Below are 15,360 nucleotides of genomic sequence, written 5' to 3' on the forward strand. Positions count from 1 at the left end.
CCCGCCGATCTCAGCCATCCCCGGGCGTTGTCGTAGCCCCGAGCAGCAACGCCTGGACATCGTCGAGCATCGAGTCCCATTCGTCCTGGGCGATGTCCATCAGGCGGAAGTAACGCAGCATGAAGGCACCTTCCGCCGCCAGGAACGCCAGGCGCGCGCGGCGTCCCTCGGCACTGGCCAGGTCCAGCCCCTCCAGGCGACTGCGGTACCACGCGTTGCTGCCCTCCAGGTGCTCGGGCGTCTGGATCAGCGCCGCCATCAGCGCCGCCGCCTTGCTGCTGGACAGCTCGTCCGAACGCTGGGTCGCCTCGGCATGTGCGCGAACCCGCGTCAGTGGCGTCGGCTGGCTCCCCGCCACCGCCTCGAACAGGCTGTCGTAGGCCTTGCCCCAGCGCTCGAAGATCGCGTCGATCAGCGCATCCTTGGTACCGAAGCAATACTGCACACCGCCCTTGGTGATGCCCATTTCCTTCGCCACCGCATCGATGGTCAGGCCGGCCGCACCTTCGCGGGCGATCACCGCCTCGGCGGCATCCAGCAACTGGTCACGGTCGATCGTTCGTCGGCGTCCCATGGCTACCTCTTGAGTTTAAATCCATACGTATGTATTTATATTTTCACACGCCCGCCCGTGGCAGGCAATTCCCGGTATCCACGGCGAGCGAAGAACCGTTCGCCACAGAGGTTATCCCATGTTCCGGCAGAACCGCTGGCTGGTCCTGGCCATCGTCTCCAGCGCCCTGTTCCTCATCATCATCGACATGACCGTGCTCTACACGGCCCTGCCGCGCCTGACCCACGACCTCGGCGCGACGGCGGCGGAGAAGCTCTGGATCGTCAACGCCTACCCGCTGGTGGTCGCCGGCCTGCTGCCCGGCGCCGGGGTACTCAGCGACCGCCTCGGTCACAAGCGGCTGTTCCTCGCCGGCCTGCCGCTGTTCGGCCTGGCCTCGCTGTGCGCCGCCTTCGCCCCCGACGCCGGCGCGCTGATCGGCGCCCGCGCCGGGTTGGCGGTGGGCGCGGCACTGATGATGCCGGCGACCCTGTCGATCGTCCGCCATGTCTTCCAGGACGAACGCGAACGCGCCCTGGCCATCGGTATCTGGGCCTCCGTCGCCTCCGCCGGCGCGGCGCTGGGGCCGGTGGTCGGCGGAGTACTGCTGGAGTTCTTCTGGTGGGGCTCGGTGTTCCTCGTCAACGTCCCGGTGGTGGTCATCGCGCTGCTGCTGGCCGTGCCGACCATTCCCGCCTGCGGCGGCCAGTCGCGCAAGCCCTGGGACCCGCTCGGCTCGCTGCAGGTGATGCTAGGCCTGGTCGGGCTGGTCTACGCGATCAAGACGCTCGGCACCCGCGCCCCCGACTTCTGGCTGGCCGCCGGCGCCGCCCTCGGCGGAGCGGCATGCCTGTACCTGTTCGTGCGTCGGCAACGCCGTGCCCGCGAACCGATGATCGACTTCGCGCTGTTCCGCAACCGGCGCTTCGCCCGCGGCGTCGCGGTGGCCCTGGTGGCGACCATGGCGCTGGTGGGCATGGAGCTGGTGTTCAGCCAGCACCTGCAACTGGTGCAAGGCCTGACGCCGCTGCAGGCCGGCCTGTTCGTCCTGCCGATCCCGCTGGCCTCGCTGGTGGTCGGGCCGCTGGCCGGCTGGCTGGTGCCGCGCTGGGGCGAGAACCGGGTGATGTGCACCTCCCTGCTGCTCGGCAGCGCCGGATTGCTCGGCCTGGCCTTGTCCTACCAGGCCGCCACCGGCGCGCAACTGGCCAGCCTGGTGTTGCTCGGCGTCGGCTTCGGCGGCGCAATGACCGCCGCCTCCACCGCGGTGATGCTCAACGTAGACGAACACAGTTCCGGAATGGCGGCCGCCATCGAGGACGTGTCCTACGAATTGGGCGGGGTGATCGGCGTGACCCTGCTCGGCAGCCTGATGAGTTTCGTCTACGGGATATCCCTGGCGCTGCCCTCGCCCGACCTGCCGACACGGGTCCGCGACAGCCTCGACGACGCCCTGATGGTCGCCGAGGGCCTCGCGCCGGACGCCGCCATGCGGCTGACCGGCCTGGCCCGCCAGGCCTTCGACCAGGCGTTCGTCGCGGTGCTGCTGACCGCCGCCTTGCTGCTCTTCCTCGGCGCCGTGGCAGTCCTCCGCCAGGCGCGCGCTACAGCGCCAACGCCACCAGCACCGCGCACTCGGTAAGTTCGACCAGCGCGCCGGCGGTGTCCCCGGTGGTGCCGCCGAGGCGCGCGAGGAAACGGCTGCGCAGCCAGGCGAAGAGCATCAGCGTCACCAGCAGCGCCAGCAGACCGGCCAGGCCGAACGCCAGGGCCAGGCCGAAACTCACGCCGAGCACCCACGGCAGGCTGCGCGCCGGCAGGTGCTCGGCGATGGCCTGGCCGAGCCCGCCGGGACGCGCGTAGGGGGTGGTCAGGAACAGCAGCGGCAGGCTGCTGCGCGCCAGCCACGGAGCCAGCAACAGCAGGCCGGGTCGCCCCGCGCCGAGCAGCGCCGCCAGGGCGCCGAACTTCAGCAGCAGGACCAGCACCAGCGCCACCACCGCCACCGGCCCGCTGCGCGGGTCCTTCATGATCGCCAGGGTCCGCTCGCGGTCGCCCAGCCCGCCGACCCAGGCGTCCGCCATGTCGGCCAGGCCGTCCAGGTGCAGCGCGCCGCTCAGCGCCACCCACAGGCTCAGCAGCAAGGCCGCCTGCAACAGCGGCGGCGCACCGTCGAGCGACCGCGCCGCGCCATACAGCACGACGCCGATCAGCACGCCGACCAGCGGATAGCAGAGCACCGCGCGGCCGAACTGCTCCGGCGTCGGCATCGCCGACAGGCGCACCGGCAGGCGGGTGAGGAACTGCAAGGCGACCAGCAGTGACCGCAAGGCTTCGCGCATGACTATTCCCCTTCCCGGCACTCGTGCCAGCGATCGTCGCCCTCTCCGGCGCGCAGGCCGAACAGCGCGCCATGAGCGACCTCCACCTGTAGCAGGCGCTCGCGCGGCAGGCCACGGGCGCGAGCGAGCAACAGGCGCATGACGCCGCCATGGGTCACCAGCAGCACGCGGCGGCCGGCGTGACGCTGGCGCAGGCGTCGCTGGGCGGCCAGCACCCGCGCCTCGAACCCGGACAGCGGCTCGCCGCCCGGCGGGGTGAAGGCGTAGGGATCGGCCCAGAAGCGGCCGAGCGCCTCGCTGTGGCCGTCCATCAGGCTGGCCGCCGAGCGCCCCTCCCAATCGCCGAAATGCAGTTCGCGCAGATCGTCATCCAGCTCCAGCCCGATGCCTTGCCGCGCCGCCAGGTCCTCGGCGAAGGCGCGGCAACGTTGCAGCGGCGAGCTGACCAGCAGGTCCCAGCGTCCGCCGCCCACCGCCGCGCGCATCTGCGCCCAGCCGCGCGCGGTCAGGGCATCGTCGAGGCTGCCGCGGAAACCACCGCCGGACTCGGTTTCGCCATGCCGCAGGAGGTCCAGGCGCAGGCTCATGCCGGGCGGTCCGAGACCGCCGCTTCGGCGAAGGTCGCCATCCCCGCGTGCAGCGCGCAGGCCTGGCGCAGCAGCGGCAGCGCCAGCGCCGCACCGCTGCCCTCGCCCAGGCGCAGGCCGAGGTCGAGCAGCGGTTGCGCCGCCAGGGCTTCGAGCACATGGCGATGGCCCGGCTCGGCACCGCTGTGGGCGAACAGCAGCCAGTCGCGGCAGGCCGGGTTCAGGCGCACCGCGCAGAGCGCCGCGACGCTGCAGATGTAGCCGTCGACCAGGGCGACCACGCCCTTCTGCGCGCAGGCCAGGTAGGCGCCGGCCAGCGCAGCGATCTCCAGGCCGCCGAGACGACGGAGGACTTCGAAGGGATCGTCGCGGTGGGCGCCGTGCAGGGCCAGGGCGCGCTCGATGACCGCGGCCTTGTGCGCCACGCCGCTGGCGTCCAGCCCGGTTCCCGGCCCGACCAGCGCGCTCGCCGGCGCATCCAGCAGCGCGCAGGCCATGGCCGCCGCCGCGGTGGTGTTGCCGATGCCCATCTCGCCGCCGATGAACAGCTGGCTGCCGGCCTGCTCGGCGCGGCGCACGCTTTCGCGCCCGGCCTCGAGCGCCAGCAGGCACTGTTCGGCGCCCATCGCCGGGGCCTCGACGAAGTTCGCGGTGCCCGCCGCCAGGCGCAGGTGGCGCACGCCGGGCAAGGGTTCCAGGGGGACGGCGGTGCCCAGGTCGACCACCTCCAGGCCGGCGCCGAGTTCGCGTGCCAGCACGCTGATCGCCGCGCCGCCGCGGACGAAGTTGCGCAGCATCTCGCCGGTGACCGCCTGCGGATAGGCCGAGATGCCTTCGGCGACCACCCCGTGGTCGCCGGCGAAGACCGTCACCCAGAGCCTCTCCAGGCTCGGTCGCTCGCGCCCCTGCAACGCCGCCAGGTCGATCGCCACCTGCTCCAGGCGACCCAGCGAGCCGCGCGGCTTGGTCAACCGGTCCTGGCGCTCGGCCGCGCGCCGGCGCATCTGCGGGTCCGCCTCGCGGCAGGCGTCGCGCCACCATTGCAGACTCATAGCGGTTCTCCTTTCAACGGCATGGGCAGGCCGGCGACGGTGAAGGTCACCCGCTCGCAGCGTTCGGCGATGGCCTGGTGCAGCCAGCCGGCCTCGTCGACGTAGCGCCGGCTGAGTTCGCCCAGCGGCACCACGCCGAGCCCGGTTTCGTTGCTGACCAGGATGATCCGTCCCGGCAGCTCGCCGAGACATTCCAGCAGCGCCTCGCGCTCGCCGTCGAGACGCTGGGGATCGTCGCAGAGCAGCAGGTTGGTCAGCCACAGGGTCAGGCAGTCGACCAGCAGGCAGCGTCCGGCCTCGGCCTCGCTGCGCAGCGTCGCCGCCAGTGCCAGGGGTTCTTCCAGGGTTCGCCAGTGGGCCGGGCGGCGCGCGCGGTGCTCGGCGATGCGCCGGCCCATTTCGCCGTCGCCGGCCTGGGCGGTGGCGATGTAGCTCACCGCCAGCCCGCTCTCGGCGGCCAGGCGCTCGGCCAGGCGGCTCTTGCCGGAACGGGCGCCGCCAAGGATCAGGTCACGCATGGGGTTCTCCACAGAGGGCGAGCAATCGCCCGGTATCCAGGTGGCGCTCGACCAGGTCGGCGAGCCGCTCGATGTCGCGTTCGCGCAAGGCCTGGTAGTCCACCGCCCGGACCTCGCGCATGCCGGCCCAGCGCAGCAGCGCCGAACAGGCCGCGGTGGATTCGAACAGGCCGTGCAGGTAGGTGCCCATGACGTTCCCGTCGACGCTGCGGGCACCATCCGCGCGGCCATCGTCGAGCACCACCGCCGGCCGCGCCAGGGCCTCGCCACGGGTGACCCCGGCATGGATCTCGTAGCCCGACAGCGGCGCGTCCTCCAGGCTCAGGCGGCCCTGTACGTTGCGCAGTTGCTTGTCCGCTTCCAGGGTCGTTTCCAGCGCCAGCAGGCCGAGGCCAGCGCTGCTGCCGGCCGCGCCTTCCAGGCCGAGCGGATCGTGCAGGCGCTCGCCGAGCATCTGCAGGCCGCCGCAGATCCCCAGCAGGCGACCGCCGTAGCGCAGGTGGCGGAGGATCGCCTCGTCCCAGCCGCGCTCGCGCAGCGCCGCGAGGTCGGCGCGCACGCTCTTCGAGCCGGGCAAAACGATCAGGTCCGCCGGCGGCAGCGCCTGGCCGGGGCCGACGAAGCTCAACTCGACCTGGGGGTGCAGGCGCAGCGGATCGAAATCGGTGTGGTTGCTGATCCTCGGCAGCACCGGCACCACCACCTTCAGGCGCGGCCCGGTCTTGGCCGCCTGGCGCGTATCGATGGCGTCCTCCGCCTCCAGGTGCAGGTCGCTGACATAGGGCAGCACGCCGAGCACCGGCTTGCCGGTGCGCGCCTCCAGCCAGTCGAGGCCGGGTTGCAGCAGGGCGATGTCGCCGCGGAAGCGATTGATGACGAAGCCCCTGACCCGCTCCCGCTCCGAGTCGGAGAGCAGTTCCAGGGTGCCGACCAGGTGGGCGAAGACCCCGCCGCGGTCGATATCGGCGACCAGGATCACCGGGCAATCCACCGCTTCGGCGAAGCCCATGTTGGCGATGTCGTTGGCGCGCAGGTTGATCTCCGCCGGCGAGCCGGCCCCCTCCACCATCACCACCCGGTAGGCGGCGGCGAGACGCGCATGGGAGGCCAGCACCGCTTCCATCGCCACGCGCTTGTAGTCGTGGTAGGCGGCGGCGTCCATGCTGGTCACCGCGCGGCCATGGATGATCACCTGTGCGCCGATGTCGGTGTTCGGCTTGAGCAACACCGGGTTCATGTCGGTGTGCGGCGCCAGCCGGCAGGCCTGGGCCTGCACCGCCTGGGCGCGGCCGATCTCGCCGCCGTCGGCGGTGACCGCGCTGTTCAGCGCCATGTTCTGCGGCTTGAACGGCGCCACCGCGACGCCGCGCCGGGCCAGCCAGCGGCACAGCGCGGTCACCAGGGTGCTCTTGCCGGCGTCCGAGGTGGTGCCCTGGACCATCAGGGTCCGTCCGCGATCACTCATGAGCAGGCTCCTTGAAGCCGAGCAGCGCGGCATCGAGCCGGGCCCAGGCGGCCTCGTCGGCGGGCAGGCCGAGGCGCAGGCTGGCCGGCTGCTCGAACTGGCGGGTGAGGATGCCGCGCCGCGCCAGGTGGTCGTGCAACGCCGCGCAACGTGGATCGACCAGGCGCTGGAACAACGCGCTGCCGCCCGCCGGCGGCCAGCCATGGCGGCGCAGCAGTTCCTCCAGGCGCTGGCTGGCGGCCAGCAGGCGCTCGCGCTGCTGGCGCTGCTGCTGGCGGTCGCGCAAGGCGCTCTGGGCCACATGGCGCACCGGACCATTGACCGTCCACGGACCGAGCTGCTCGGCCAGCGCCTGCAACAGCGGCCGTTCGCCGAGGGCGAAGCCGAGCCGCGCACCGGCCAGGCCGAAGAACTTGCCGAACGAGCGCAGCACGATCAGTCCCGGCCGGTTGCTGCAGGCCGCCAGGCTCGACTGCGGGGTGCAGTCCATGAACGCCTCGTCGACCAGCAGCCAGCCGCCGCGACGTTGCAGGCGGGCATGCCAGGCCAGCAGCTCGGCGGGCTCGAAGACCCGCCCGGTGGGGTTGTTCGGATTGACCACCAGCAGCACGTCGAGGCTGTCGAGATAGGGCTCGACCTCGGCCTCGCCGATCTCCCGTACCAGGTGTCCGGCCTGGCGCCAGGCGTGGGCGTGCTCGGCGTAGCACGGCGACAGGACGCCGACCCGCCCGCCCCGCCGCAGCCGTGGCAGGGCCTGGATCGCCGCCTGGCTGCCGGCCAGCGGCACTACCTGTTCGGCGCCGTAGTAGAGGCAGGCGGCGGCTTCCAGGCCGTCGTCGCTCTCCGGCAGGCGGGTCCAGGCCTGCTCGGGGATCGCCGGCAGCGGAAACGGCCAGGGCGCGATACCGGTGGACAGGTCCAGCCAGTCCGCCAGCGGAATGTCGTAGCGGCGCGCCGCCTCGCGCAACCGCCCTCCGTGTTCAAGCATGCAGCCACCCCATGGCCCAGAGTCCGGCCAGCACCAGCAGCCAGAGCAGTACGCCCTGGCGCACCAGCGCCAGCGCCCGATAGATGTCGCGGCCCTGCGGCTGCGGGCCGCTGCCGAGGAGCGGCCGCTGGTGCAGCTCGCCTTGGTAGATCGCCGCGCCGCCCAGGGACACGCCCAGCGCACCGGCGCCGGCGGCCATCACCGGGCCGGCGTTGGGGCTGTCCCATTGCGGCGCCTGCTCGCGCCAGCAGCGCAGGGCCTGGCGGGTACCGCCGAGCAGCGCGTAGGTCAGCGCCACCAGGCGCGCCGGCAGGTAGTTGAGGATGTCGTCGATCTTCGCCGCGGCCCAGCCGAAGCGCTCGAAGCGCGCGTTGCGATAGCCCCACATGGCGTCCAGGGTATTGCTCAGGCGATACAGCACCACCCCCGGCGCGCCGGCCACGGCGAACCAGAACAGCGCGGCGTAGACCGCGTCGCTGCCGTTCTCCAGCACCGATTCGGTGGCCGCGCGGGCGACCCCGGCCTGGTCCAGTTCGCGGGTATCGCGGCTGACCATGTAGCCGACACGTCGCCGCGCCTCGTCCAGGTCGCCGGCGCGCAAGGCCAGCGCCACCGGTTCGGCGTGCTCGCCGAGGCTGCGCAGGCCGAGCGCGGCGTACAGCGCCAGGGCCTGGACCAGCCAGCCGAGGTAGGGAATTTCAGCGAGCGCCCAGGCCAGCAGGGTCAGTGGCAGCACCGCGAGGACCCAGGCGCTCACCCCGTGGCTGCGCCAGCCGACCCCGGGGTCGCCCTCGCCGGCCAGGCGCGAGCGGTTGAAACGGCGCTCCAGGCGATCGGCCAGGCGGCCGAAGGCGACCAGCGGGTGCCAGCCCTGCGGCTCGCCGAAGCGCGCATCCAGCGCCACGCCGAGGATACCCAGCAGTGCGCTCATGCTCGCTCGCCCCAGCGGTTCTGGTAGACCAGCTCGGCCAGCGGACGCGGTTCGCTCCAGCCCTCCAGCGCCAGCATCGGCGCCGGGTAGAACTCCGCCACCGGGCCCAGGCAGAGCAGCGCCACCGCTTCGCTGCCGGGCGGCAGGCCGAGCAGTTCGCCCAGCGCGGCCGGATCGAACAGCGACACCCAGCCCATCCCCAGGCCCTCGGCGCGACTGGCCAGCCAGAGGTTCTGGATCGCGCAGGCGAGCGACGCCAGGTCCATCTGCGGCAGGGTCCGACGGCCGAACACATGACGCTCGCGGTCATCCATCAGCGCGGCGACCAGCAGCTCGGCACAATCCAGCACCCCTTCGACCTTGAGCCGCATGAATTCATCGGAACGCTCGCCCAGCGCCTCGGCGGTGCGCCCGCGCTCCTCCTCGACCAGCCCGTGGATGGCCCGGCGCAGTGCCGGGTCGCTGATGCGGATGAAGCGCCAGGGCTGCATCAGGCCGACGCTGGGCGCCTGGTGCGCGGCCTCCAGCAGCCGCGCGAGCAGCTCCGGCGCCACGGCGCCGCCGCTGAAGTGACGCATGTCGCGGCGCTCGGCGATGGCCCGGTAGACGGCGGCACGCTCGGCGGCGCTGAAAGCGTGGGGAGAATCGGACATGTCAGTCGGCGTCTCGCGCAGGCGCCAGCAACGCGGCGGCGGCCTGCGGGTTGGAAGGCAGGTAGAAATGGATATAGGAAGCCGTCAGCCGGCCCAGGCGGTACACCGCCTCCGCCGTGCTCCGGCCGTTCGGGCAGACGCCACGGGCCAGGGGCTCGACGGCGCAGTCGAGGGTCGAGTGATGGAAGGTATGCCCGCGCAGGCGCCCTTCCGGCAGTTCGACCTCCTGCAGGGCCAGCGCGGTCAGGCGCTTCTGCAGGCGCGCCCGGCCCGGCAGCAGGCCGAGCAGTTCGCCGCGCTCGCCGTCGGCGTCTTCCAGGCAGTCGAGCAGGTAGAGCATGCCGCCGCACTCGGCCAGCAGCGGTTTGCCGGCCGCATGGTGGGCACGGATCGCCTCGGCCATGGCGCGATTGTCCTGCAGGCGCCCCAGGTGCAGTTCGGGATAGCCACCTGGCAGGTACAGGCTGTCCACGGCGGGCAGCGCCTGGTCCTGCAGCGGCGAGAAGAACAGCAGTTCGGCGCCGAGCTCGCGCAGCAGGTCGAGATTGGCCTGGTAGAGGAAGGCGAACGAGGCGTCGCGGGCCACACCGATGCGCACGCCCTCCAGGCTGCGTTGCAGCGTCGCGGGGGCGGGCACCTCGAAGGTCACCGGTTCCGGCAGGTCGGTCTCGGCGCTGGCCCGCAAGGCGTCGGCGGCGGCGTCCAGGCGCGCATCGAGATCGGCCAGTTCCTCGGCCTGGACCAGGCCCAGGTGGCGGCTCGGCAGTTCGAATTCGGCCGAGCGCGGCAGACCGCCGAACCAGCGCATGCCGGGCGGCAGGCAATCGCGCAGGATGTCGCTGTGGCGCTGGCTGCCGACGCGGTTGCCGAGCACCCCGGAGAACGGCAGGTCCGGCTGGAAATGCGCCAGGCCGTAGGCCAGCGCACCGAAGGTCTGGGCCATCGCCGCGCCGTTGATCACCCCCAGCACCGGCACGTCGAAGCGTCGCGCCAGGTCGGCCGCCGAGGGGTTGCCATCGAAAAGGCCCATCACCCCTTCGATGAGGATCAGCTCGGCCTCGCCGGCGGCCTGGGCCAGCAGGCGTCGCGCTTCGGCCTCGCCGACCATCCACAGGTCGAGCTGGTAGACCGGCGCACCGGAGGCGCGGGCGAGGATCATCGGGTCGAGGAAGTCCGGCCCGCACTTGAACACCCGCACCCGCCGCCCCTGGCGCGCATGCAGGCGGGCCAGGGCGGCGGTCACGGTGGTCTTGCCCTGGCCGGAGGCCGGAGCGGCGACCAGCAGGGCCGGACAGCGTACCTGGGTCATGGATGGAACGCCCCCGCGCACGACGCCGGCATCAGAATTCCACTCCCTTCTGCGCCTTGATCCCGGCCTTGAACGCGTGCTTGACCAGGCCCATCTCGGTCACCGTGTCGGCGGCCTCGATCATCCCCGGCTGCGCGCCGCGCCCGGTCACCACCACATGCTGCATGGCCGGGCGCGCCTGGATGTCGGCCAGGACCCTGTCCAGCGCCAGGTAGCCGTGCTTGAGGGCGATGTTCAGTTCGTCCAGCACCACCAGGCCGATGGCCGGGTCGGCCAGCAGTTGCGCGGCGACCTTCCAGGCTTCCTCGGCCTTGGCGATGTCGCGCTGGCGGTCCTGGGTCTCCCAGGTGAAACCCTCGCCCATCACGTGGTAGCTGACTTCCTCGGGGAAGCGTCGGAAGAAGGCCTCCTCGCCGGTGGTGGCGGCGCCCTTGATGAACTGCACCACCCCGACCTTCATGCCATGGCCCAGGGCCCGCGCGACCATGCCGAAGGCCGAGCTGCTCTTGCCCTTGCCGTTGCCGCTATGCACCAGGAGCACGCCGCGTTCGTCGCGGGCCTGGGCGATCTTCTCGTCGACCACGGCCTTCTTGCGCTCCATCCGCTCGCGGTGGCGCTGGTCCTTCTCGGGGGATTCGTTCATCGTCGATCACTCCTTGCGGCGACGGGATCTCGCCCGCCGCCTCGTTGATTCGAAATACCGGGCCTCACAGGGCCTGGTAGCGCACGCTGAGATAGACCGCCTGGCCGGGCTGGTTGTAGCCATAGGCGGTTTCGTAGTCGGCACCGAACAGGTTGGCGATCCGGCCCTGCAGGCGCCATTCGTCGTTCAGCCGGTACTCGCTGCGCAGGTCGAGGGTGGCGTAGCCGCCCAGGCGCACCTTGTTGGTCGGATCATCATAGCGTCGGCCTTCGGCATGCACGCTGGCGCCCAGCGAAAGACGCTCGAAGCGCCGGTCCAGCTCCAGGTTGAACATCCGCCGCGCCCGGCGCGGCAGCTCGTTGCCGTCGTTGACGCCGCCGGAACGGTTTTGCGGGTCGAGGAAGGTCGCGTTGGCGTTCCAGTCCCAGCCCAGCCACTGACTGCCGAGGACCAGTTCGACGCCGCGGATGCGCGCTTGGTCGATGTTGTTCGGCTGCCCCCAGGGGCGCCCCGGCGCCGGGCGTGGATCGTTGCCGATCAGGTCGTCGACGTCGGTGCGGTAGGCATTCACCGCCCAGTGTCCCCACGCGTGCGTACCGCTGAGGCCGACCTCCAGGCTGCGCGAGGTCTCGGCGTCCAGGTCGGGATTGCCGTAGTCGGGGTAGTAGAGTTCGTTGAAGGTCGGCGCCTTGAACGCCGTGCCGTAGCTGACGGTGAAGCGCAGCGCGTCGCTCAGCGCGTAGCCCCAGGCGGCGCTGCCGGTGTCGTGCACGCCGAACTGCTGGTTGTCGTCGCGGCGCAGGCTCAGTTGCCAGTCCTGGCGGCCGTGCTGGCCGAGGTACTGGGCGAACCAGCCCTTGTTCAGCCGCGAGTCGACGCTGAAGGCTTCGCTGCTGCCGATCTCGTCCTTCTGCCAGTCGTAGCCGAGGGTCAGCACATGGCCTTCGGCCAGGGTCAGGTCGTTCTGCCAGGACAGGCTGTCGCGACGGGTATCGAAACGCGAGTAGAAACGGCCATCCTGATAGGCATCGGCCTTGTCCTCGCTGCGCCCGGCCTGGAGGGTCACCAGCCAGGGATCGAGCGGAGTGAAGCGGGCGCGGCCGCCAACCAGGTTCTGCTCGCCGTCGGCGTTGGCATTGAAACCGGAATTGCCGAAGACCTGGTCATAGTCGTTGTGCGACTTGGCCCTGAGCAGGGTACCGTCGAGCTCCAGGCCGTTGTCGAAGCGATAGCCGCCGCGCAGGTTGCCGGACAGGTTGCGGTAGCCGTCGCGGTCAGGCTCATCGCCCCCGGTACCGGCGCGCTTGGTATTGATGCCCGCCGTATCGAAGCTGCTCACCCCGAGGCTGTACCAGCCGTTGCCAGCGCCGCCGCTGACCCCGGCGCTGCCCTCCAGGGTGTGATGGGTGCCGTAGCCGGCGGAGAAGAACGGCTTGGCGCCCTGCCCGTCGCCGCGCCGGGTGAAGATCTGGATCACCCCGCCGATGGCCTCCGAGCCGTACAGGCTGGAACGCGGCCCGCGCACCACCTCGATGCGCTCGATCAGCTCCACCGGCAAATCCTGGAACGCGGTGAGGCCGGCGCTGGCCGAGCCGACCTTGATGCCGTCGATCAGCACCAGCACATGGTCGGACTCGGTGCCGCGCAGGAACAGCGTGGTGTTCTTGCCGAAACCGCCGTTGTTCGCCAGCGACACGCCGGGTACCTGGCGCAACAGCTCCGGCACGCTGCGCGCCTGGCTGCGCTCGATCTCGGCGCGGTCGATGACGCTCACCGCCGCCAGGCTCTGGGCGGCGGTCCGGGCGGTACGGGTGGCGGTCACCACCTGGTCGTCGAGGCTGACCGGCTCGGCCAGGCTCAGGGAAGACGCGCCGCACAGCGCCACGGCTGCCGGGGTCAGGAAAACTCTGTTCATGCTCTGCGCTGCTCCGTCGCTCTCACCCGCGCGACCTGGGTTGAGGCAGACGGAGGACGAAGCGACGGCAGGAGACGTCCGACAGCGCCCTCCGCGATGCCGTGGGTGCGTCAGGCCGGTCTCCGGGCTCGCGAGCGAAGCGCTGGACGCTTCCAGCCGCGCCTTCCCATGCCGGAGCACAGTGGTCATGAAGCGGCTGTCTGATTCGCCTACCGTTGCGGGGGCAGCGCTGGCCTGGTTCCGACGGAACGCACCAGCTTCCCTGTTTCACCCCTTGCGGGGCACCTGTCGCAAGGCGCGCAGCTTAGTGGCTCGGGGCTTGCGCGGTCAATGTGGGCGGCCACCGCAGAACTAGCGCCCCGCTCCGGGGAGCGGGTCCGCGCGCAGCGCCGTCCCGGCCGGGGCATGGCTGCGGCACCACTGTCGCCAGGTGACCTGCAACTGCACCAGCGCGGCGCCGGCCAGCTCGCCGCGTTCGCTGCCGGCCAGCGGGCTGGCGGCCAGGGCCTTGAGCAGGCGCGCGGTCGGCGGGTCGAGGGCATGCTCGCGGTCGGCCCGCGGGCCGTCGCGCAGCAGCGCCAGGCGCAGGCGCCGCAGGTAGCGGTCGCGGGCCTCGGCCAGCGGCGCCGGGACCTGCTCCAGGCATTGCCGCAGATAGAGCAGCTCGTCGCCGAAATCGAGTCCCATCAGGCCGTCCGACCAGGGCTGGCGGCGCCCCTCCGGCAAACGGTCGTAGCGCTGTGCCAGGCGGATCAGGCGATCGGCGGTGCGCCCGCCGAACCAGGCCTCGGCCTGCGCCGGCGAACGCAGGGTGAGCCGCGCCAGGTCGCCGAGGGTCGCCTGCAGCATGCGCCGGTAATGGCGCTCGCCCGGCCGCAGGCTGACCAGGTTGAACACCAGCACGGCGAAGGCCACGCCGAGCACCGTCGACAGGGCGTTGTTGAGGAAGTGCGCGAGGTCGTAGCTCATGCTGTTGCTCGGCGCGACGTTCTTCACGAAGAAGATGCAGAACGGCGAGGCGATCCCGGCCAGGCTCGCCCGGTTCACGCACAGCGCGGCGAAGAACAGCGGCACGCCCAGGCCCAGGCAGAGCAGCGGGAAGCCGTCGACGCCGGGCAGGTAGAACAGCGCGACGAAACCGGCCAGCGGGATCGACAGGAGGATCCCGCGCAGGAAGTTGAGGCCAGCCTGGGCCGGGTTGTCGCGGCTGGCGAAGAGACTCAGCACCACCCCGGTGATCGACACCGCGCCCAACCCGCTCGGCCAGGCGCTGGCCAGCCAGAAGGCGGCCACGCAGAGGAACGCCAGGGCGCTGCGCAGGCCGAACAGCACGCCGCGCTCGATGTCCCGATGCCAGGCGATGGCGCCCGGCGCCTGGCGCGTGGGTTCGCCATAGACCAGCGCCTCGACGCTGCGCCCGGCCTCCCCCGCCTCGGCCAGCAAGCGTTCGAGGCAGACCAGGCACAGGTGCAGTTGCCCGTGCGCGAGGTCCAGCACGGCGTGCAGGCGCCGCCGGCAACTCTCGAACTCGCCCCGGCGGCCCTCGCGCAGCAGCGTCTCCACCTCCTCCAGCCAGGGCTGCAACGCATGCGCGCTGGCCGGATCGAGCAGCCTCCGCTCGCGCGCCACCTTGCGCGCCGCGCGCAGCAGGCCGAGCAGGTCGAGGCCGAGCACGCGCAGGGCCTGGGAACGGGCGCGACCCAGCGCGCCTTCGAACCAGGCATGGTCGCGCTGGGCATCCGCCGCGGCGATCCGCCCCAGCGCCGCGAGCAGTTCGCCGCGTTCGCTGGCGCCGCGCAGCTCCGCCGCGCCCGCCTGCAGGCCGGCCTCCCAGGCCGCCTTGCCCTGGGTCGCCAATTGCTGCTCCAGGCGCCGTGGCCAGAGCAGGATGCTCACCAGCGCCGCGCAGAGGATCCCCAGGCCGATCTCCGAACAGCGCGCCACCGCCTGGTCGAACACCGTCGCCGGATCGGCGCTGGCCGGCAGGGCGACGATCGCCGCGGTGTAGCCGGCCAGGACGAAACCGTAGGAAGCATGGTTGTGCAGCAGCGACGCGCCAGCGGTGCAGAACGCCAGCCAGAGCGCCATCAGCAGGAGGAACGGCAGCGACGCCTGGCCATAGAGCGCGACCATGCCGATCGACACCAGCGCACCGGCGCAGGTGCCGATCAGGCGGAACATGCCCTTGGCCAGGACCATGCCGCTATAAGGCTGGCTGACCACGAACACGGTCATCAGCGCCCATTGCGGCTGCTCCAGTTCCAGGCTGAAGGCCAGGTACAGGGCCAACCCGCCGGCCAGCAGGGCCTTCACCGCGAACTGCAGTTCGTGCAGGCGCGGCCACAGCAGCACCTGGACCAGGTCGGAGGAAAGGAAAGAAGGCTTGGCCATCGCGGACGCCCCG

General features: G+C 71.6%; 14 protein-coding genes and 1 riboswitch. Of the genes, 1 reads left to right on the forward strand and 13 read right to left on the reverse strand.

Annotated features, from left to right (window positions below):
• Positions 1-10: 10 nt before the first annotated feature.
• Positions 11-574 (reverse strand): TetR/AcrR family transcriptional regulator, encoded by a 564-nt coding sequence (locus B7D75_RS18735; RefSeq protein WP_107114312.1) that lies wholly within the window; start codon positions 572-574, stop codon positions 11-13.
• Between the two features lie 118 nt (positions 575-692).
• Between B7D75_RS18735 and B7D75_RS18740 the strand changes: the two genes are divergently transcribed.
• Complete coding sequence (locus B7D75_RS18740) at positions 693-2,195, forward strand: MFS transporter (RefSeq protein ID WP_107114313.1); 1,503 nt, start codon at positions 693-695, stop codon at positions 2,193-2,195.
• Here B7D75_RS18740 and B7D75_RS18745 read toward each other — a convergent pair.
• The 12 genes from B7D75_RS18745 to B7D75_RS18800 form a co-directional block, all read right to left on the reverse strand.
• Entirely contained in the window at positions 2,158-2,895 is a 738-nt protein-coding gene (locus tag B7D75_RS18745) for an adenosylcobinamide-GDP ribazoletransferase (protein WP_107114314.1), read from the reverse strand. The two genes, B7D75_RS18740 and B7D75_RS18745, sit on opposite strands and share 38 nt — an antisense overlap.
• Positions 2,896-2,897: 2 nt before the next feature.
• Positions 2,898-3,482, reverse strand: coding sequence for an alpha-ribazole phosphatase family protein (gene cobC, locus B7D75_RS18750; RefSeq protein ID WP_053814253.1), 585 nt, complete (start codon positions 3,480-3,482; stop codon positions 2,898-2,900).
• Positions 3,479-4,534 (reverse strand): nicotinate-nucleotide--dimethylbenzimidazole phosphoribosyltransferase, encoded by a 1,056-nt coding sequence (gene cobT / locus B7D75_RS18755; RefSeq protein ID WP_012076591.1) that lies wholly within the window; start codon positions 4,532-4,534, stop codon positions 3,479-3,481. The genes cobC and cobT overlap by 4 nt, the downstream gene beginning before the upstream one ends.
• The gene (gene cobU / locus B7D75_RS18760; RefSeq protein WP_003082599.1) at positions 4,531-5,052 is read right to left on the reverse strand and encodes a bifunctional adenosylcobinamide kinase/adenosylcobinamide-phosphate guanylyltransferase; all 522 of its coding nucleotides are present in this window, start codon (positions 5,050-5,052) and stop codon (positions 4,531-4,533) included. Before cobU ends, cobT begins: the two co-directional genes overlap by 4 nt.
• The gene (locus B7D75_RS18765) at positions 5,045-6,517 is read right to left on the reverse strand and encodes a cobyric acid synthase (protein ID WP_107114315.1); all 1,473 of its coding nucleotides are present in this window, start codon (positions 6,515-6,517) and stop codon (positions 5,045-5,047) included. The genes cobU and B7D75_RS18765 overlap by 8 nt, the downstream gene beginning before the upstream one ends.
• Complete coding sequence (gene cobD, locus B7D75_RS18770) at positions 6,510-7,505, reverse strand: threonine-phosphate decarboxylase CobD (RefSeq protein ID WP_107114316.1); 996 nt, start codon at positions 7,503-7,505, stop codon at positions 6,510-6,512. The genes B7D75_RS18765 and cobD overlap by 8 nt, the downstream gene beginning before the upstream one ends.
• Positions 7,498-8,436, reverse strand: coding sequence for an adenosylcobinamide-phosphate synthase CbiB (gene cbiB / locus B7D75_RS18775; protein WP_107114317.1), 939 nt, complete (start codon positions 8,434-8,436; stop codon positions 7,498-7,500). The genes cobD and cbiB overlap by 8 nt, the downstream gene beginning before the upstream one ends.
• Positions 8,433-9,089 (reverse strand): 5,6-dimethylbenzimidazole synthase, encoded by a 657-nt coding sequence (gene bluB, locus B7D75_RS18780; RefSeq protein WP_107114318.1) that lies wholly within the window; start codon positions 9,087-9,089, stop codon positions 8,433-8,435. The genes cbiB and bluB overlap by 4 nt, the downstream gene beginning before the upstream one ends.
• 1 nt (position 9,090) lies before the next feature.
• Positions 9,091-10,398, reverse strand: coding sequence for a cobyrinate a,c-diamide synthase (locus B7D75_RS18785; protein WP_107114319.1), 1,308 nt, complete (start codon positions 10,396-10,398; stop codon positions 9,091-9,093).
• Positions 10,399-10,429: 31 nt separating this feature from the next.
• Complete coding sequence (gene cobO, locus B7D75_RS18790; RefSeq protein ID WP_053817490.1) at positions 10,430-11,041, reverse strand: cob(I)yrinic acid a,c-diamide adenosyltransferase; 612 nt, start codon at positions 11,039-11,041, stop codon at positions 10,430-10,432.
• 64 nt (positions 11,042-11,105) lie between these two features.
• Entirely contained in the window at positions 11,106-12,956 is a 1,851-nt protein-coding gene (btuB, locus tag B7D75_RS18795; protein ID WP_107114320.1) for a TonB-dependent vitamin B12 receptor, read from the reverse strand.
• 96 nt (positions 12,957-13,052) lie between these two features.
• Positions 13,053-13,260, reverse strand: a riboswitch (cobalamin riboswitch).
• A gap of 47 nt (positions 13,261-13,307) precedes the next feature.
• On the reverse strand, positions 13,308-15,347 hold the full coding sequence (locus B7D75_RS18800; RefSeq protein ID WP_107114680.1) for an FUSC family protein: 2,040 nt from the start codon (positions 15,345-15,347) through the stop codon (positions 13,308-13,310).
• Between the last annotated feature and the right edge of the window lie 13 nt (positions 15,348-15,360).

The organism is Pseudomonas paraeruginosa (genome assembly GCF_003025345.2).
Taxonomy (GTDB): domain Bacteria; phylum Pseudomonadota; class Gammaproteobacteria; order Pseudomonadales; family Pseudomonadaceae; genus Pseudomonas; species Pseudomonas paraeruginosa.